The following is an 18,248-nucleotide window of genomic DNA, read 5'->3' on the forward strand; positions in this document are numbered from 1 at the left end:
GAAACTCGGGTTCGCCCAGGCCGAGGTGAAGTGGCAGACGGTGCAGTTCAACACCGCGTTCGCGCCCGGCCCGAAGGCGTTCGACCTGGACGTGAACCAGGTGTCGATCTCGGAGGAGCGCCGCAAGGCCGTCGACTTCTCCTCCGGGTACTACGACGTCCGGCAGACCGTGATCACCACCGCGGGCAGCAAGATCGCGAACGCGAAGTCGCTGGCCGACCTCGCGGACGCGAAACTCGGTGCTCAGGTCGGTACGACGAGTTACACCGACCTCCGCGACATCGTGAAGCCCAAGCAGACCCCGGCCGTGTTCGACACCAACGACCTGGCCGTGCAGGCGCTGAAGAACAAGCAGATCGACGGCATCGTGGTGGACCTGCCGACCGCGTTCTACATGACGTCCGCGCAGCTCGATCACGGCAAGATCGTCGGCCAGCTGCCCGCGGGCGGCAAGGCCGAGCAGTTCGGGTTCGTACTCGCCAAGGGCTCGAAGCTGACCGGCTGCGTCACCCAGGCGGTCGACGCGCTCAAGGCGGACGGCACGCTGGCCAACCTGCAGAAGCAGTACCTCACCGAGTCCGGCGCTCCCGAACTCTCGTGAATACCTGGCAACCCTCCGAACTCCAGCAACAGCGGATCGCGTACCGGCGGAACCGGGCGCGGCGATCGACGCTGATCGCCGTGGTCAGCTCGGTGGTCCTGCTCGCGTTGGTTGTCGTGGGCATCGGTTCCACGCCGGGCTGGCCGCGGGTCCGGGCGACGTTCTTCGACGTGCACCGCGGCTGGCAGGCGTTGCCGATCGTTGCCCAGGGCCTCTGGCTGAACGTCCGCGTGATGCTGGTCTGCGCCGTACTGATCGTGATCCTCGGGATGACGCTGGCGATCATGCGCACGCTCCGCGGCCCGATCTTCTTCCCGCTCCGGGTGTTCGCGGCGGCGTACACGGACGTGTTCCGCGGCCTGCCGTTGCTGCTGGTGATCTTCCTGCTCGGCTTCGGCGTACCGGCGCTGCAGTTGCAGGGCCTGCCGAACCAGGCGGTGATCTGGGGCGGTGCCGCGCTCGTGCTGACCTACTCGTCGTACGTCGCCGAGGTGTTCCGCGCCGGGATCGAGTCCGTGCATCCGTCCCAGCGCGCGGCGGCGCGGTCGCTCGGGCTGACGTACCGCCAGACGCTGCGCTTCGTCGTCCTCCCGCAAGCAGTACGCCGGGTCCTGCCGCCGTTGCTGAACGACTTCGTCAGCCTGCAGAAGGACTCCGGCCTGATCGCGGTCCTCGGGGTGATCGACGCGATCCGGGCCGCCCAGCTGGAGACGGCCGAGGACTTCAACTTCACGCCGTACGTCGTGGCCGGGCTGCTGTTCGTCGCGCTGACGATCCCGTTGACGCGGCTGACCGACTACGTGGCCCGCAGACAGGGCTGGTACGGCGGGGGAGGCGGACCGGTATGAGCCTGCTGACACTCAAGGGCGTCCGGAAGGCGTACGGCGACAACGTCGTACTGGACGGGTTCGACCTGGACGTCGCGGCGGGGGAGTGCGTCGTACTGATCGGGGCGTCCGGCTCCGGGAAGTCGACGCTGCTGCGCTGCGTGAACCTGCTGGAGACCGTGGACGACGGCGTGATCGAGCTGGCCGGCGAGGACATCACGGACCCGCGGGTGGACGCGGACAAGGTACGGTCCGGGATCGGGATCGTGTTCCAGTCGTACAACCTGTTCCCGCACCTGACCGTGCTGGACAACATCACGCTGGCACCGATCCGCGTGCACCGCCAACCGCGAGCCACCGCCCGCGCCCGGGCCTTGCAGATGCTGGACCGGGTCGGCCTGGCGGACAAGGCGTCGGCCAAGCCGGACGAGCTGTCCGGAGGCCAACAGCAACGCGCCGCGATCGCCCGCGCGATGGTCAACTCACCGCAGCTGATGCTGCTCGACGAGGTCACGTCCGCGCTCGACCCGGAGCTGGTCGGCGAGGTCCTCGACCTGCTCCGCGAGCTCAAGTCCGAGGGCATGACGATGGTCGTCTCCACCCACGAGATGGCCTTCGCCCGCGACGTCGCCGACCAGGTCTGCTTCCTGCACCAGGGCCGCCCGCTCGAGGTCGGACCGCCGGGGCAGGTCCTCGGCAGCCCGCGGGAGACCCGGACCCGCGAGTTCCTCAGCCGGATCAGCGGGACGAAGCAGGATCAGCGGGACGACAGATAGGTGAGGACCGCCATCACCCGGCGGTTGTCGTCCTCGGACGGCGGCAGGTCGAGCTTGGCGAAGATGTTGTTGGTGTGCTTGCTGACCGCCTTCTCGGTGACGAACAGCGCGCTCGCGATGGCGGCGTTCGACCGGCCTTCGGCCATCAGGCCGAGCACCTCGGACTCGCGGGGCGTGAGCCGGTTGACCGGGGAGTCCTTGGTACTGCGGGCCAGCAGCTGACCGATCACGTCCGGGTCCATCGCGGTCCCGCCGCCCGCGACCCGGCGGACCGCGTCCAGGAACTCGGCGACGTTCGACACCCGGTCCTTGAGCAGGTACCCGACGCCGCCTCCGCCGCCGGTGAGGAGTTCACGGGCGTACAGCTGCTCGACGTACTGCGAGAGCACCAGGATCGGCAGGCCGGGGACCTGGGTACGGGCGTCGATCGCGGCCTTCAGGCCCTCGTCGGTGAACGTCGGTGGCAGCCGGACGTCGACGACCGCGACGTCCGGCCGGTGCTCGACGAGCGCGGGCACCAGCCGGGGTCCGTTGTCGACCGCTTCCACGACCTCGAAGTCGTGCGCCTCCAGCAGGCGGATCAGGCCGTCCCGGAGGAGGGCGTGGTCTTCAGCGATGAGGACTCGCAAGGCAGCTCCATGATCACGGTGGTCGGCCCGGCGCTCGGGCTCACCACGGTCAACGTACCGTCGAAGGCGGCCAGCCGCCGCTCGATACCGTACAGACCGCCGCCGGGCCGGACCGTGGCGCCTCCCACACCGTCGTCGCCGACGATCATGTGCAGCCGCTCGTCCTCGTGGGTGATCTGGATCCAGGCGTTGGTGGCGGCCGAGTACTTGACCGCGTTCGCCAGGCATTCGGCGACCGCGAAGTACGCCGCGGACTCGACCGGAGCGGCCGGGCGGCCGGGGACGTCGAACGTGACGTCGACCTTGAACGGGCACGTCAGGGCGAGCGCCTTCACCGCACCTTCGAGGCCGCGGTCGGCGAGCACCGGCGGGTGGATGCCGCGGACCAGGTCGCGGAGCTCGGACAGCGCCGTACTCGCGGACTCCCGGGCCTCGGTCAGCAGCGCGGCCGCCTGGGCCGGGTCGCGGGCCACCATCTCCTCGGCCATCCCGAGGTTCATGCTGAGCGCGGCCAGCCGGGCCTGGGCGCCGTCGTGCAGGTCGCGCTCGATCCGGCGCAGCTCGGCCGCCTGGGTGTCGACGGTCTCGGCGCGGGACTCGGACAGCTCCCGGACCCGCATCGCCAGCTTGGCGCTCTCGGTCGGGCCGAGCAGCGAGCGGGCCAGGAAGGCGTTCGCCTTCAGCAGCCGCTCACCGGCCGCCTGCCAGATCAGGAACGCGATCAGCGCGACCGGCATCATCAGGAAGCTGGTCCAGAAGTTCACCGTGAACAGCCCGCCGAACGGCTCGGTGAACACGCCCTCGGGCGTGACCCCGACGAGCAGCGGGTAGACCAGGTAGAAGAGCGTGGCCAGGAACAGCACCGCGCTGAGCAGGCAGAGCGTGAAGCCGATCACGGCGTTCACCAGCAGCCACGCGATGTCCCGCCAGGTCTGCGGGTCGGTGAGGATGGTCCGCAGCCGCATCAGCATGCCGGGCATCGGCGGCTGTTTGTACGGCCGCGGGATCCGCTCGCCGAGGAAGCCGGCCAGGAGAGTGCGGTGACAGTTCGCGAACCAGCGCGCGGTCGGGACGACCACGAGCAGTAGCGGGATACCCACCCAGACCGCGATCAGCGGCACGGACACCACGCTGAGCACGAACAGGGCGATCCCCAGCTCGGCCAGGATCGCCAGGAACAGCGCGATCCACGGCTGGGCGAACTTCGGGTACCGCATCGGCGGTGCTTCGGTGGTGGCGACGGCGCTCATGTCCTCCATCATGACTCAGCGCGTGCTCAGGCGCGGTGGGGTTAACTCCCCACTGGCCGGAGGGCTGTCACCCCCAGCTATTTGGGTAGTAGCTCTCATGTTTTCAGCGGTTAGGGCGCAGAGGGTTGATGCCGTACCCTGGCCGCGGCTGTACGCCTAGGCCTCCACCGCACCCGAGACGAGGACCTGATGGCTCAGCCAACCCTGTCACCTGTTGCTGCCCGCCGCTCCGATTTCTCCCCGCTGCTCCGCGAGATCAAGTCCGCCGGGCTCCTGGAGCGCCGTACGGCGGCCTACGCCATGGCGATCGGGATCAACGTCGTGCTGATGGCCCTGACCTGGGCCGGTATCGCCGTGATCGGCGCGTCCTGGTGGGTGGTCCTGCTCGCCGTACCGCTCGGTGTGCTGACCACCCGGGCGGCGTTCTTCGGGCACGACGCGGGGCACCAGCAGATCGGCAGCTCGCGCAAGCTGCACGACTGGATCGGCATGCTGCACGGCAACCTGGTGCTCGGCATGAGCTACGGCTGGTGGAACGACAAGCACAACCGCCACCACGCGAACCCGAACCACACCGACAAGGACCCGGACGTCGGCGAGGGCGTGTTCGTCTGGACCCTCCAGCAGGCCGAGGGCCGCAAGGGTCTCGAAGGCTGGCTGACCCGTAACCAGGCGAAGGTCTTCTTCCCGCTGCTCACCCTCGAGGGCTTCAACCTCAAGGTCTCCAGCATCCGCTTCCTGCTCGCGCGCCGCCGTACCGAGCAGGTCGAGCTCGGCCTGATGGCCCTGCACGTCGTGCTGTACTTCAGCGCGCTGTTCCTGATCATGTCGCCGGCCCAGGCGCTGGTGTTCGCGCTGGTCCACCACATGGTCTTCGGGCTGCACCTCGGCAGCGTGTTCGCGCCGAACCACAAGGGCATGGAGATGCCCGACGCCGACTGCAACTGGGGTCACCTGGAGAAGCAGGTGCTGACCTCGCGGAACGTGAACGGCGGTCTGGTCGTCGACTGGATGATGGGCGGGCTCAACTACCAGATCGAGCACCACCTGTTCCCGAGCATGCCGCGGGCCAACCTCCGGTTCGCCCAGCCGATCGTCCGGGAGTACTGCGAAAGCATCGGAATGCCCTACGTTTCCACGGGTCTGATCGATTCGTACCGAATGGGGCTGCGCCACATGCACGCCGTGGGCGAGGAGCTCCGGGCCGACAGTCCGAAGTGACTCAGGTCATACGACTAGCCTTGGGGTGTGTCGCGCAGAAAGCCTTCGAAGTGGCAGCGGCCGGTCGGTGACCGGCCGCTGCTCGGTGGTACCCAGTCCCGGGAGGCCAAGGCGGACGGCGAGTGGAACGTCCGGCGAGTCTCCGGCTCCGCGTCGGCGAAGTCGTACCGCTGTCCCGGCTGCGACCAGCTGATCCCGCCGGCCACCCCGCACGTCGTGGTGTGGCCGGACAACCCCAGCCTGCTCGGCGCGCTGGGCGGTGCGCAGTCCCTCGACGAACGGCGCCACTGGCACACGGCGTGCTGGCAACGGAGCCGCTGAAAGGTGCGTGGATGAAGCTTCCGGTCACGTCGTACGGCGAAACGGGTACGCCGGTCGTGGTGCTGCACGGGCTGTTCGGCTCCGGGCGGAACTGGATGACCGCGTCCCGCCGGCTCGCGGACCGGCACCGGGTGTTCGCGTTCGACCTGCGCAACCACGGCAGCTCGCCGCACGTCCCGACGATGAGCTACCCGGAGATGGCCGACGACGTCCGGGAGACGATCGAGTCGCTCGGCGTCGGCCCGGTCGCGCTGGTCGGGCACTCGATGGGCGGCAAGACCGCGATGCTGACCGCGCTGCGGCACCCGTCGGTGGTGGAGCGCCTGGTCGTGGTGGACGCGGCGCCGGTGGCTTATCCGCCCGCCTTCGTCGAGTACGCCCGCGCGATGCGGAACGCCGACCTCTCGTCGGTGACCCGCCGCGCCGAGGTCGACGCCCAACTGACCGCCGCCGTACCGACGCCCGGCACCCGCGCCTTCCTCCTCCAGAACCTGATCCTCGACGCCGACGGCGCCCGCTGGCGCCCCAACCTCCCGGTGATCGAGGCCGCCCTACCGGACATCTCCGGCTGGCCGTCAGTTGCCGCGGGCCTGGTGTACGACGGCCCCACCCTGTTCATCTACGGCGGCAAGTCCGACTACGTCCAGCAGAACCACCGCGCCACCATCGCCAGCTACTTCCCCCGAGCGACCTACACCGAAGTCCCCGAAGCCGGCCACTGGGTCCACGCCGAACGCCTCGACGACTTCCTGGCCGCCCTGACCCCGTTCCTCGGGTGAAGGCCGGCTGGTAAACGGTTGTCCGTAATCCATTGACCTTCGGCTGGAATCGTCGGTAAGTTTTCAACCCAGTTCCTGCAGGATCCATGATCTGGGTTGGTGGTGGCGATGGTGGTCCGGACCGGCGCACAGCGGCTGGCCGAGGACCCGGGGTTGGTGCCTGACGGGCGCCTTGGACTGATCACGAACTTCACCGGTGTACTGCCGGACCTGACGCCGACCTCGGTCGCGTTGCGTGCGGCCGGGTTGCCGCTGACGGCGTTGTTCGGTCCCGAGCACGGACTCCGGGGTACGGCGCAGGCGGGCGCCAGTGAGGGGGAAGGCGTCGACCCGGACACCGGGCTGCCGGTGTTCGACACGTACGAACGGCACGGCGAGGCGCTCGACGACCTGTTCGACGGCGTCGACGTGCTGCTGTTCGACATCCAGGACATCGGGACCCGGTTCTACACCTACGTGTGGACGATGTACGACTGCCAGCAGGCGGTCGCGCGGCTCGGGAAGCCCTTCGTCGTCCTGGACCGGCCGAACCCGCTCGGCGGCGTCCGGGTCGAGGGGCCGATGCTGCAGCCCGGGTTCGAGAGCTTCGTCGGGCGGGCGCCGATCCCGCTCCGGCACGGGCTGACCGCGGGCGAGCTGGCACTTCAGTTCGGTACGGCGACCGTGATCGAACTCGAGGGCTGGACACGCGACAGCCGCGGTGTCGAGCCCTGGGTCCCGCCGTCGCCGAACATGCCGACCCCGGACACCGCGCTGGTGTACCCCGGCACCGGCCTGTTCGAGGGCACCAACCTCAGCGAGGGCCGCGGTACGACGAGGCCGTTCGAGACGATCGGTGCGCCGTACGTCGACGACCGGTTCGTGCCGGTGCTGCGCGACCTCGGGCTACCGGGCGTCGTGTTCCGGCGGACGTGGTTCGAGCCGGTGTTCAGCAAGTACGCCGGCCAGGCGGTGTCCGGCGTACAGCTGCACCTCGTGGATCGAGAGGCGTTCGAGCCGGTACGGACCGCCCTGGAGATGCTGCGGGTGCTGAACGAGCTGTACTCCGACGACTTCGCGCTGCTGCCGTCGCTGGACAAGCTGTGGGGTTCGGACTCGCTGCGGAAGGCGCTGGAGGCGGGCGACGACCCGCTCGATCTCTTGCCTGCGGCAACCACACCTGCCGGGTGGACACGCCCTGGCGCACTGCTCTACGAAGGGGATGCCCGATGATCCGTTCCTTCCAGGTCGGCGACGGTCCGGCGATCGCGGCCGCGTGGACCGCCGCGGCACCGGCCGACCCGATCTCCTACCAGCGGCTCCGCGACCTGTTCCTGCTCGACCGGAACTTCGACGCGGCCGGCCTCCAGGTTGCCGTGATCAATGATCAGATCGTCGGCGCCGCGTACGCCGTCCGCCGGCTGATCGCGGCCGACGCCGACGACCTGGAACCGAACTCCGGCTGGATCCCGTTCTTCTTCGTGCATCCCGACCATCGCGGCCAGGGTCTCGGACGGGAGTTGTTGACCGCGGCAACCGACTGGCTGCGGTCGCACGGGCGGACCGAGGTGTTCTTCTCGTCGTACACGCCCAACTACTTCCTTCCCGGCCTCGACGCCGCCCGCTACCCGGCAGCGGCTCGCCTCCTCCACGAGTTGGGTTTCGAACGCGGGTACGACGCGGTCGCGATGGACCGCGGCCTGGTCGGGTACGCCGTACCGGACGAGGTCCGCAAGCGGATCGACGCGCTGACCGCGGAGGGCTACAGCTTCGGTACTCCGTCCGACGACGAGCTGACCGCGCTGATCGCGATCGCCGGCGCGGAGTTCAACCCGGACTGGGCGCGCGCGATCCGCGAGGGCGTCGTGTCCGGACTGCCATTGGACCGGATCGTGGTGGCGCGGGAGCCCGGCGGGGCGATCCTCGGCTGGGCGATGCACGGAACGTACGAAGGCGTCATCGACCGCTTCGGGCCGTTCGGCGTGCTGCCGGCGTCCCGCGGCACCGGGCTCGGCAAGGTGCTGCTGCACCTGACGCTCGAGCGGATGGTCGCCGCCGGCGCGCACAGCGCCTGGTTCCTGTGGACCGGTGAGAAGTCCGCCGCCGGTCAGCTGTACCTGAAGACGGGATTCGAGATCACCCGCACGTTCACCATCCTCCGGGCGCCGTTGCACCCGGCCGGCGAGAAGGAATGATCATGAGGATTGCCAAGGGTTTGCGGCTGGCCGTCGCGCTGGGCCTGCTGGCCACCGGCGCCGCCGCGTGCGGCGGGGGCAGCGGCTCCGGTGGAGGTGGCGGCAAGGTCGAGCTGACGCTGCTGAGCCACTACAGCGACGGGCCGTCCAAGGAAGGCCTGGACAAGATGATCCAGGAGTGGAACAAGGAAAACCCGAAGATCCAGGTGAAGTCGCAGGTGGTCAAGTTCGACGACCTGCTGACCACGATGACGGTCCGGCAGACCGGCGGCCGCGGCGCGGACATCGTCAGCGCGTACGGCCTGTGGGGCGGCCAGCTGATGAAGGCGAACGTCGTGGCCAAGGTGCCGGACGACATCGCGACCAAGATCAAGGCGGAGTACAGCCCGGCGGCGCTCGGCGCGGTGACCACCGGCGGCACGCTGCTCGGGTATCCGACCGAGCTGAACACGTACGTGCTGTTCTACAACAAGAAGATCCTGGCCGCGGCCGGGATCACCAAGCCGCCGTCGACCTGGGCCGAGCTCGCGGACGCCGCGAAGAAGACCGTGAAGCGTGATGCCAACGGCAACATCCAGGTCGAGGGCCTGAGTCTGATCCAGGACGGCGACAACAAGTCGGTGCACCCGTTCCTGTCGCTGCTCGACTCCGCCGGTGGGAAGTTCCTGGCGCCGGACGGTACGGCGCAGTTCGACGACGCCGCGGGCAAGGCGGCGCTGAAGTTCGAGGCGGACCTGGCGGCCGCGAAGGCGACCAACCCGTCGATCATGCCAACCAAGCAGTTCCGCAGCGGCGGTGTGGCGATGGCGATCCAGGCCGGCTGGTGGATCGGCAGCCTGAAGAGCCAGATGAAGGACAAGTACTCCGATGTCGGCGTCGCCGCGATCCCGGGCCCGACGCCGGGCAGCAAGGGCTCGCTGGCGTACGGGTTCTTCATGGGCGTGAACCAGCGCAGCAAGCACGCCGACGACGCGTGGAAGTTCCTCACCTGGATGAACGAGCACAAGACGCCCGACGGCAAGGTCACGGAGACCGGTAAGTGGCTGGCCGACCAGGGCCTGATCCCGCCGCGGACGGCCGACCAGGAGGAGTACAAGAAGTCGCTGTCCGACCCGAACCTGGCGCCGATCTACGACGCGGCGACGTACGCGATGGCCGAGCCGAACCAGCCCGGCGCGTACGAGGCGAAGACGGCGCTGCACAACGCGATCATGGGAGTGCTTGCCGACGGCAAGAACCCCGACGACGCGCTGGCGCAGGCGGCGAAGGCCGTCAAGCCGCAATGACGACCGCGGTCAGCAGGGTCGGCGCCGATGACACGATGGCGGCGCCGGCCTCGCGGCCCGGCAGGCTGCACCGGGAGGGGCGCGCGGCGTACCTCTTCCTGTCGCCGGCGCTGCTGTTCTTCTGCGTGTTCCTGATCCTGCCGTTCATCTTCGCGATCATCCTCGCGTTCTCGGACTGGGGCGGCTTCGATCTCGGCACGCTGAAGTGGGCCGGGTTCAAGAACTTCGGCGACGTGCTGAACTTCGACGGGACGTTCGTGAAGCCGATCCTGGTGAACACGCTGCTGTTCGCGTTCGGCTCGGTGTTCCTGGCCACCTTCGGATCGGTACTCGTTGCCTATTGCATCGATCGGCTCTCGTTCCAGGGCTTCTGGCGGGTGCTGTACTTCCTGCCGGTGGTCGCGACGGTGGTGGCCATCGGCAACGTGTGGAAGATGATGTACCAGCCGGCCGGGCTGATCAACGGCGTCCTGAACAAGCTCGGCGTGAACAGCATCGGCTTCCTGTCCGACGCGTCGTACGCGCTGCCGTCGGTGACCGTCGTACAGGCCTGGGCCTCGATCGGCGGCGCCGTACTGATCCTGACCGCCGGTCTGAAGGCGATCCCCGAGATGTACTACGAGGCGGCCGAGGTGGACGGCGCCAACTCGTGGCACATGTTCTGGTCGATCACGCTGCCGCTGCTCCGGCCGGCGTTGCTGTTCGTGCTGATCACGCAGTTCATCGGCGGGCTGCAGTCGTTCGCGCTGATCATCGTGATGACCGGTGACGGCGGTCCGGTGAACGCGACCAACGTGGCCGCGTTCGAGATGTACCAGCGGGCTTTCAAGTACGGCGCCTGGGGAACCGCGAGCGCGATGGCGATGGTGCTGTTCGTGATCATCCTGGCGATCACGCTGCTGCAGCTGTGGATCGCCCGGCGGCGCGGGGAGGAGACCTCGTGAAACGCAAGTTCCCCTGGTTCGCCTACCTGGTGGTGATCCTCGGAGCGGTCGCGATGGTGATGCCGTTCCTGGACATGGTGATGAGCTCGTTCAAGGGCGCGGGGGAGTACGGCATGATCCCGTACAAGCTGCTGCCCCAGCACTTCAACCTGGACAACTACCGCGAGGCGTTCTCGCAGTTGCAGCTGCTGCATCTGTTCAAGAACAGCGTGATCGTGACCGTCTCGGTGACGGTGTCGGTGCTGATCACGTCGTCGATGGCGGGGTACGCGCTGGCCAAGCTGCGTTTCCGCGGGCGGGCGGTGATCTTCCGGTTCATCCTCGCGACGATGATGCTGCCGCCGTTCCTGCTGCTGATCCCGACGTTCCTGATCATGCTGAACTGGCCGCTTGCCGGTGGCAACGACATCCTCGGCCGCGGCGGCGACGGCGGGCTGACCACCAGCCTGGTGGCGCTGATCCTGCCGTTCACGGTCAGCGGTTTCGGGATCTTCCTGATGCGGCAGTTCATGGTGTCGCTGCCGGACGAGATGCTCGAGGCGGCCAAGATCGACGGCGCGAACCAGTGGCAGACCTGGCGGCTGATCGTGCTGCCGCAGACCAAGCCGGTCGCGATCACGCTCGGGCTGATCACGTTCATCGGCACCTGGAACGAGTACATCTGGACGCTGCTGATCTCGTCGTCCGACCCCGACCTGCAGACCCTGCCGGTCGGCATCCAGCTGCTGCAGAGCTTCCTCGACCCGGACCGCACGATGCCGATCGTGATGGCCGGGCTGGTGATCAGCACGCTGCCGGTGCTGGTCGTGTTCCTGCTGTTCCAGAAGTACTACGTGCGTGGCGTCGTACTCAGTGGCCTGAAATGAGGAGCGTTCGATGAGTGAGAATGTACTGGCGATCGGCGGGCACATCGGCGACATGGACCTGACCGCGGGTCCGACGCTCGCGAAACTCGTCCTGGAGGGCGCGTCGGCGACCATCGTCGCGCTCACCCCCGGCGAGCGCGGGCACCCGCGGATGACGCCGACGGACTACCGGAAGCAGAAGATCGCCGAGGGTACGGCGTTCGCGGAGGCGATCGGCGCGGACTTCGTCGTCCTCGACCACAGCGACGGGTTCCTGCCGGCGACCGACGACGTCGCGCTCGAGCTGGCCCGGATCATCCGGGAGAAGCAGCCGGACACGATCATCACGCACTGGAAGCACTCGATCCACAGCGACCACGAACACACCGCCCAGGTCGCGGAACGGGCCCGGTTCCTGGCCGGTCTCCCGATCGAGTCGGCCGAGGACTTCAAGGCGCTCACGCCGTACGCCGAACTCGCGGCGCGCGTGGCCGAGCTGCCGCGGCACGGCGTCCGTACCTTCATGCACGCCGAGAACTGGGAGGACATGGAAGGCTTCACGCCGACCCGCTACGTCCCGATCTCGGACGAGGCCTTCTACCGCTGGGTCTCCGCGATCCGGCACCAGGCCTTCGCCCGCGGCGAGACGTACGGCTTCCGCTACATCGACTACTACACCGCGCTGATGACAACCCGAGGCTGCCTGGCCGGCTACCCCCGAGCCTGCGCCTTCCACACCAGCCCCACCCCCGAGGTCAGCAAACTGGCCGGGCCTTAGGTCGGGCGGAGGGTGAGGATCTGAGCGAGCGTGCCGATGGGGCCGTCGGCGTCGTGCAGGACGCTGTTCGTCAAGCCGATGCCGCCGGCCCCGAACGTGACCGTGGTGTCGAAGCCGATCCACTCGCCGCGGGGTTCCGCGAACAGGTGCGCGGTCAGGTCGACGTTCGGGAACGCGACCCGTTGCGGATCCGCCCGTACCGTCATCCCGTTCGCGATGTCGAACAGGCCGGCCGCGCGGGCGAGCGGGCTGACGTCCTCCTCGTCGATCAGGCGGACCGCCGTACGGACCCAGAACGCGGCCCGGCCCGGCTCGACCTGCTCCCGCCGTACCTCGGCCGACTCGATGAACCCACCCGGCCACACCGACGACGGATCCCACGCCGGCAGCTCGTCCACCGGTTTGATCCGCGGGTACGCCGTACCTCGCAAGGCCGTCGTGTCACCGGGCCGCATCAGCCACGCCCGCAGCAGCACCGCGTCCCGCCCGCCGTGACTGAGCGCCGCCTCGACCAGCTCCACGGTCCGCCCCGGCCGGACGACCCGCACGTTCACGTCCACCACCTCGACCGGGATCGTGCCGAGGATGTCGTACGACAACCGCCCGATCACGAGCCCGTCCGTACGGCGCGCGTCCCGGTCCCGCTCCACCACGTGCGCCAGCAACCCGAGCGCGGGCGCGATGTGCTGCGTCGAGGTGTCCCACGCCCCGCCGACCTCCTTGGTCGCCCGGTACGCGGCATCGCCGACCCGTTCGAAATACGCCACCCGCGCAACGGTACCGGCTGGCATCATCGGCGGATGGACAGGATCCCGGCGGGGTGGTTGGTGTTGCGGCCGTTCACGAGCGCGGACGTCGAGTGGGTGTACGACGTCTCGCAGGACCCGGCGCTGCGGCAGTTCGTGCAGGTGCCGTCGCCGTACCTGATGGAGCACGCGCGGTACTTCGTCGAGGAGTTGGCGATCGCGTCGGAGGCGCGGGCCGAGTTCGTGGTGGAGGACGCGGCGACGGGGGAGCGGCTCGCGCGGGTCGGGCTGGGGCTGCGCGGCGACGGTACGGCGGAAGTCGGGTACTGGACCGCGCCGGCCGCCCGGGGTCGCGGGGTCGCGCCGGCCGCGGTACGGGCGCTCTGCCGGTGGGGGTTCGACGTCCGCGGGCTGGAGCTGATCGAGTGGCGCGCGGAGGTCGGGAACTTCGCGTCCCGGCGGGTGGCGGAGAAGGCGGGGTTCGTCCTGGAGGGGCAGCTGCGGAAGCGGCTCGTGCATCGCGGGCAGCGGGTGGACGCGTGGATCGGGTCGCTCGTCAGGGGCGAGGTTCCGTAGTACGGAGGGCGCCGGGGGAGGTACCGGTCGCGGCCTTCACCTGCCGGGAGAGGTGGCTGACCGAGTGGTAGCCGGTCAGCTCGGCGATCGCCTGCAACGGGAGCGTCGAGTTGCGGATGTGCGCGAGCGCGTGGCGGAGACGTACGGCCTGGAGCGCCGCCTGCGGACTGGTACCACGGACCCGGGCGAACGCGGCGCGGAGACCCGAGGGGGAGATGCCGAGGTCGACGGCGATGTCGGCGACGCGCGGGCCGGCGGCGAAGCGTTCCTCGAACAGCTGCTCCGCTTGAGCGACCAGTTGTTCGGCGGGCGTCGGCGGCGGAGTGGCCGCGCGCCGGAGGCGGAGGTCCAGCTCGGAGAGCAGGATCGCGCGGAGCTCCTCGCTCCCGGCAGGATCTGCTGGTGGCGCGGATTCGCGGACCAGGGCGTCGAACACGCGGCGCAGGGTGTGGTCGGCGTCGTCGTAGCACCTTTTCGGCCACGGATGGTTGCCCGCGGCATCGACCTGGAGGAAGCGGTTCGCGTACCCGGTGCGGCTCTGCTCGGCGTGCCAGGTGTTCGGCGGGGTGAGGAGCACGGTGCCGGGGGTCGCGTCGTACGTCTCGTCGCCGACGGGGCAGGTGATGCGGCCGCGGACGTAGTACACGAGCTCCCAGGACGTGTGTGCGTGCAACGGGTAGTCCTTGCCCGGGGCGGCGGTGTGGACGCCGGCGCCGAGGAGTCGTGGCGATCTGTGCATAAGCCCTGTCGTCCTCTGCATTGCTTCTCGGGTACGCCGGATTGATGCTTGCATCGATTCGTGCATCTTGGGAAGGGAATCTGCACATGGACATGGAGACCGCGCTGCGCGAGCTGGGCGTGTCCGACGACCTACTGACGACGGCCGAGAAGGAACAGCTGGACCGCGACGGGTTCCTCCCGCTGGAGGGGATCCTGTCGGCGGAGGAGGTGGCCGCGTTCAACCAGCGGCTGGCCGAGCTGACGGCGGCCGAGGGGGATCGGGCGGGTCTCGAAGTACATCAGGAGAAAGGCACTGACCGGCTGGCGGACCTGGTGAACAAGGACCCGATGTTCGAGGTGTGCTTCAGTCATCCGCGCGTGCTGGCCGCGATGCACCATGTGCTGGGTGAGTTCCACCTGTCGTCGCTGAACAGCCGCGCCGCGCTTCCCGGCCAAGGTCACCAAGCGCTGCACGCCGACTTCGGCCAGCCCGTCGAGCCCGGCGCGTACCAGGTCTGCAACTCGATCTGGCTCCTCGACGACTTCACCCCCGAGAACGGCGCCACCCGGGTAGTCCCCGGCTCCCACCGCCGAGGCACCCTCCCCACCGACGAAATGCCGGACCCCGCCGCCCCCCACCCCGACCAGATCCAGCTCACCGCCCCCGCCGGCACGGTCGTCATCTTCAACAGCCACCTCTGGCACGGCGGCACCCAGAACCACACCACCACCCCCCGCCGAGCCATGCACTCCTACTTCACCCACCGCCACCTACCCCAACAACTGGACCAACAGACCTACCTCCGCGTAAACACCTACAACCGCCTAACCCCCGCCCAACACTTCATCCTCGACGTCACCGGATGAACTGTCTATCTGATTTGCCTTGAAAGTGTCTATCTTCCTAGACTAGACTGCATGGTCAGTGAGCAGCCAACGCGCAAGGTGGTGAAGGCGTTCAAGGACGCCGGTTGGCGGCGGATCAGAACGGAAGGGTCACACAGCTTGTACGAGTGCGCCTGCGGCAGTCATACCTTCGTGCTGCCGGACGGTCATCGGACGATCTCACCAGGAGTAGTGCGAAAGGCCGGCAAGGCACTTGCCGACTGTGAGGGGACAGGCAATGAAGACGTATGAGGTGACGGTCAGGCGCGACGGGCGTTGGTGGATGGTGGGGGTGCCTGAGCTCGACGGGGTGACACAGGCGCGGCGGTTGGACGAGGTCGAGCGGATGGCCCGGGAGTACATCGCGGTGTCGACCGACGTACCGCTCTCGAAGGTTGCGGTCGAGGTGGTCGGCATCGAGGCCGGCGGCCGGGATCTGCTCGAGGCGAAGACGCTCGTCGAAGCTCTCCGCCGTCGTGCGAAGGATCTCGAAGCACTGGTCGCCGAGCTCACCCGTCAGGTCGCCTCGGCACTCACCGACGTCGACGTCCCGGTCCGCGACGTGAGCAGCGTCCTCGGCGTCTCCCACCAACGCGTCTCGCAACTGGCGCAGTCAGCCGTCGGCGACGACGGCGCCCCGACGGCACAGGCCGTGCGGCAGGCGCGTCGCGAGTTCGCTCACGACCTCGTGGTCGATCTCGGCGACGGCCGCTCGGTGCAACTCGTCGAGGTTCGGACGGCGAAGAGCGCACGCGCCAAGAAGGCCATCGCGGGGCAGCGCACGCGGCGGAACGCCGACCGAACGGTTCGGCGTACCGCCGCGCCGCGCAAGCGACGAGGTCGCGCGCCCCTCGGGCAGGCCGGCTAGGAGGCGTCGGCTTTGCGGACCCAGACTTCTCGGATGATGAGGAGGACGGCGGCGGCGGAGGGGATGGCGAGGAGGGCGCCTACTACGCCGAGGAGGGCGCCGCCGAGGAGGGCGGCGATGACGGTGACGGCGCCGGGGATGTCGACGGCGCGGCGCATGATGCGGGGGGCGACGATGTAGTTCTCGATCTGCTGGTAGACGATGCCGTAGATCAGGCAGGCGATACCGGTCCAGAGGCCGCCGGTGAAGCCGATCAGCGCGATCGCGGTGACGCCGATGAAACCACCGACCATCGGGATGAAGTCGCAGAACATCACCACGATCGCCAGCGCCACGGCGTACTGCCGGATCCCGACGATCTCCAGGAAGATGAAGGCCATCACGCCCGCGCACGACGCCACCATGAACTGCCCGCTGACGTACCCGCCGACCCGGCTGAGGACCTCGTCGCCGAGGATCGAGACCCGCTTGCGGCGGGAGCGGGGGACCAGGCTGTACGCCGCCCGCTTGACCGACGGCAGCGAGGCCAGGAAGTACAGCGTCAGCACCAGGATCGTGAACGTGTTGAACAGCGCGCCCGCAACCACCTTGCCGACGCCGAGGATGCCGCCGAACGCGCGCTGGGCGAGGGCCGGATCCTGGATGTAGTCCTGGGCCTTCTGGATGAAGTGGTACTTGTTGTCCAGGTCGTGCAGGGTCCGCGACTTGGTCAGCAGATCGAGCCACTCCGGCGCGTTCTTGATCAGGTTGCTGATCTGGTCGCTGACGACCGGGACGATCGCGAACCCGACGCCCGCGACCGCGAGGATCATCAGCAGGAACACCACGGCGACCGCCAGGCCGCGCTTCAGGCCGCGGCGCATGAACCACTCGACGAGCGGGTTCAGGCCGACCGCGATGAAGATCGAGACCAGCAGCAGGAGCAGGACCGAGCTGGCCTGGCCGAGCGCGTTCCACAGCCCCCAGGCGACGAGTACGCCGAGCGCCGCGAAGAACCCGAACGTGAACGGGTTCCCCCGCCGCATCGGCGGACCCGGCTGCCCCATCCCCTCGGACGGGTGCCGCTCCTCGATCAGCAGCTCGTCCGCGATGTCGACATCCTGATCGGCCCGCTCAGCCGCGGTGCCTGCTTGCACCGCGGACGCCTTCGCCTGCTCGGCGGCGTCGTCTGCTTCGGTGGCCGAGCCCTTCGCGTCGTCTGCCGCGTCGTCCGCTTCGTCGGCGGACGTGTCGGCGTCGGTTGCTGCTTGTTCGCTTCTGCCGGCGGCGGCTTCGGCCTCGGCGGCTGCGGACCGCGCTGCGCGAGTGGCTTCCGCGAGGTCCGCTTCAGTGGTCGTTGTCGAGGTGTCGTCGCCGGGCGGCGTCACATCTTGTCCTTCGGGGATCGCGGGCTCGAGCCGGTCGCGTCGGTCGTGGTGTCCGACTTACCCCCGGACTTCGCCGGGGCAGACGACCGCGGCTGCACCTGGGTGTCCTCGTTCGCAAGATCACCCAGCCGGAACTCGTCCACCATCGTGGAGTCCTTCGGCTCGTCGTCTCCGGAACCCGCACCAGCAGAACCCGCCCGCCCCGAGCTACCCGCACCAGCGGAGCCGCCCGCACCCGCGGAGCTGCCCGCGCCCGTGGAGCTGCCCGCGCCCGCGGAGGTGCCCGCGCCCGTGGAGCCGCCTGCGCGCGCGGAGGTGCCCGCACCAGCAGAGGTGCCCGCACCAGCGGAGCCGCCTGCGCCCGCGGAGCCGCCTGCACCGGCGGAGCCGCCTGCACCGGCGGAGCCGCTCGCGCCTGCGGAGGTGCCCGCACCAGCGGAGCTGCCCAGACCGGCGGAGGTGCCTGGACCGGCGGAGCCGCTCGCGCTGCCCGTGCCGGCCGTACCGGTGGCGCCCGAGGCGGCTGTGGTGCTGGTGGTTGGGCCGCCGGAGGTCTTGCTGGTCTTGTCGGCGAGGTTGCCGGCGTCCTTCGCGTCGACGCGGAGACCGGTGTCGATGCGGGTCTCGTCGACCCGTGCGTCCCCGGCACCCGACC

The 18,248-nt window shown here is 69.0% G+C and carries 21 protein-coding genes and 1 pseudogene; 16 read left to right on the forward strand and 6 right to left on the reverse strand.

What is annotated here, in order from left to right:
• The 3 genes from VFF46_RS00525 to VFF46_RS00535 all read left to right on the forward strand — a co-directional run.
• The coding region (locus tag VFF46_RS00525) for an ABC transporter substrate-binding protein (RefSeq protein WP_325034951.1) at positions 1-601 on the forward strand (601 nt) is incomplete at its 5' end.
• Positions 598-1,449, forward strand: coding sequence for an amino acid ABC transporter permease (locus VFF46_RS00530; RefSeq protein WP_325034952.1), 852 nt, complete (start codon positions 598-600; stop codon positions 1,447-1,449). The genes VFF46_RS00525 and VFF46_RS00530, both read left to right, overlap by 4 nt.
• Positions 1,446-2,204 (forward strand): amino acid ABC transporter ATP-binding protein, encoded by a 759-nt coding sequence (locus VFF46_RS00535; RefSeq protein ID WP_325034953.1) that lies wholly within the window; start codon positions 1,446-1,448, stop codon positions 2,202-2,204. Before VFF46_RS00530 ends, VFF46_RS00535 begins: the two co-directional genes overlap by 4 nt.
• On the opposite strand, the gene VFF46_RS00540 is transcribed toward VFF46_RS00535, so the two are convergent.
• Entirely contained in the window at positions 2,186-2,833 is a 648-nt protein-coding gene (locus VFF46_RS00540) for a response regulator transcription factor (protein ID WP_325034954.1), read from the reverse strand. The two genes, VFF46_RS00535 and VFF46_RS00540, sit on opposite strands and share 19 nt — an antisense overlap.
• Positions 2,785-4,083, reverse strand: a complete 1,299-nt coding sequence (locus VFF46_RS00545; RefSeq protein ID WP_325034955.1) for a sensor histidine kinase — start codon at positions 4,081-4,083, stop codon at positions 2,785-2,787. Before VFF46_RS00545 ends, VFF46_RS00540 begins: the two co-directional genes overlap by 49 nt.
• A 189-nt stretch (positions 4,084-4,272) precedes the next feature.
• On the opposite strand from VFF46_RS00545, the gene VFF46_RS00550 reads away from it, so the two are divergent.
• From VFF46_RS00550 to VFF46_RS00590, 9 genes are all read left to right on the forward strand, one after another.
• Positions 4,273-5,304, forward strand: coding sequence for an acyl-CoA desaturase (locus VFF46_RS00550; RefSeq protein ID WP_325034956.1), 1,032 nt, complete (start codon positions 4,273-4,275; stop codon positions 5,302-5,304).
• A gap of 27 nt (positions 5,305-5,331) precedes the next feature.
• Positions 5,332-5,625: a hypothetical protein gene (locus VFF46_RS00555; RefSeq protein WP_325034957.1), complete on the forward strand. Its 294-nt coding sequence runs from the start codon at positions 5,332-5,334 to the stop codon at positions 5,623-5,625.
• Positions 5,626-5,636: 11 nt separating this feature from the next.
• Positions 5,637-6,404, forward strand: a complete 768-nt coding sequence (locus tag VFF46_RS00560; protein WP_325034958.1) for an alpha/beta fold hydrolase — start codon at positions 5,637-5,639, stop codon at positions 6,402-6,404.
• Positions 6,405-6,512: 108 nt separating this feature from the next.
• The gene (locus VFF46_RS00565) at positions 6,513-7,616 is read left to right on the forward strand and encodes a DUF1343 domain-containing protein (RefSeq protein WP_325034959.1); all 1,104 of its coding nucleotides are present in this window, start codon (positions 6,513-6,515) and stop codon (positions 7,614-7,616) included.
• Positions 7,613-8,578, forward strand: a complete 966-nt coding sequence (locus VFF46_RS00570) for a GNAT family N-acetyltransferase (protein ID WP_325034960.1) — start codon at positions 7,613-7,615, stop codon at positions 8,576-8,578. The genes VFF46_RS00565 and VFF46_RS00570 overlap by 4 nt, the downstream gene beginning before the upstream one ends.
• 2 nt (positions 8,579-8,580) lie before the next feature.
• Positions 8,581-9,864: an extracellular solute-binding protein gene (locus tag VFF46_RS00575; RefSeq protein WP_325034961.1), complete on the forward strand. Its 1,284-nt coding sequence runs from the start codon at positions 8,581-8,583 to the stop codon at positions 9,862-9,864.
• Positions 9,861-10,808, forward strand: coding sequence for a sugar ABC transporter permease (locus VFF46_RS00580; protein WP_325034962.1), 948 nt, complete (start codon positions 9,861-9,863; stop codon positions 10,806-10,808). Before VFF46_RS00575 ends, VFF46_RS00580 begins: the two co-directional genes overlap by 4 nt.
• The gene (locus VFF46_RS00585; RefSeq protein WP_325034963.1) at positions 10,805-11,674 is read left to right on the forward strand and encodes a carbohydrate ABC transporter permease; all 870 of its coding nucleotides are present in this window, start codon (positions 10,805-10,807) and stop codon (positions 11,672-11,674) included. Before VFF46_RS00580 ends, VFF46_RS00585 begins: the two co-directional genes overlap by 4 nt.
• A gap of 10 nt (positions 11,675-11,684) precedes the next feature.
• On the forward strand, positions 11,685-12,431 hold the full coding sequence (locus VFF46_RS00590) for a PIG-L family deacetylase (RefSeq protein ID WP_325034964.1): 747 nt from the start codon (positions 11,685-11,687) through the stop codon (positions 12,429-12,431).
• Here the strand turns inward: VFF46_RS00590 and VFF46_RS00595 are convergent.
• A complete protein-coding gene (locus VFF46_RS00595) occupies positions 12,428-13,198 on the reverse strand; it encodes a thioesterase family protein (protein ID WP_325034965.1) in 771 nt (256 codons plus the stop codon). The genes VFF46_RS00590 and VFF46_RS00595 overlap by 4 nt on opposite strands.
• A 33-nt stretch (positions 13,199-13,231) precedes the next feature.
• Here VFF46_RS00595 and VFF46_RS00600 point away from each other — a divergent pair, with 33 nt between their 5' ends.
• A complete protein-coding gene (locus VFF46_RS00600; protein ID WP_325034966.1) occupies positions 13,232-13,753 on the forward strand; it encodes a GNAT family N-acetyltransferase in 522 nt (173 codons plus the stop codon).
• On the opposite strand, the gene VFF46_RS00605 is transcribed toward VFF46_RS00600, so the two are convergent.
• The gene (locus tag VFF46_RS00605) at positions 13,734-14,492 is read right to left on the reverse strand and encodes an AraC family transcriptional regulator (RefSeq protein WP_325034967.1); all 759 of its coding nucleotides are present in this window, start codon (positions 14,490-14,492) and stop codon (positions 13,734-13,736) included. The two genes, VFF46_RS00600 and VFF46_RS00605, sit on opposite strands and share 20 nt — an antisense overlap.
• 86 nt (positions 14,493-14,578) lie before the next feature.
• Between VFF46_RS00605 and VFF46_RS00610 the strand changes: the two genes are divergently transcribed.
• From VFF46_RS00610 to VFF46_RS00620, 3 genes are read left to right on the forward strand one after another with little or no spacing between them, the layout of a single operon-like run.
• Complete coding sequence (locus tag VFF46_RS00610) at positions 14,579-15,340, forward strand: phytanoyl-CoA dioxygenase family protein (RefSeq protein ID WP_325034968.1); 762 nt, start codon at positions 14,579-14,581, stop codon at positions 15,338-15,340.
• A 51-nt stretch (positions 15,341-15,391) separates the two neighbouring features.
• Positions 15,392-15,610, forward strand: coding sequence for a type II toxin-antitoxin system HicA family toxin (locus VFF46_RS00615; RefSeq protein WP_325034969.1), 219 nt, complete (start codon positions 15,392-15,394; stop codon positions 15,608-15,610).
• Positions 15,597-16,226: a hypothetical protein gene (locus VFF46_RS00620; RefSeq protein ID WP_325034970.1), complete on the forward strand. Its 630-nt coding sequence runs from the start codon at positions 15,597-15,599 to the stop codon at positions 16,224-16,226. The genes VFF46_RS00615 and VFF46_RS00620 overlap by 14 nt, the downstream gene beginning before the upstream one ends.
• Here VFF46_RS00620 and VFF46_RS00625 read toward each other — a convergent pair.
• Complete coding sequence (locus tag VFF46_RS00625) at positions 16,223-17,593, reverse strand: AI-2E family transporter (protein WP_325034971.1); 1,371 nt, start codon at positions 17,591-17,593, stop codon at positions 16,223-16,225. The two genes, VFF46_RS00620 and VFF46_RS00625, sit on opposite strands and share 4 nt — an antisense overlap.
• Positions 17,590-18,248: pseudogene (locus VFF46_RS00630) on the reverse strand (hypothetical protein); the annotation flags it as partial. The gene VFF46_RS00625 and the pseudogene VFF46_RS00630, both read right to left, overlap by 4 nt.

This window comes from Kribbella sp. (assembly GCF_035655035.1).
GTDB lineage: Bacteria > Actinomycetota > Actinomycetes > Propionibacteriales > Kribbellaceae > Kribbella.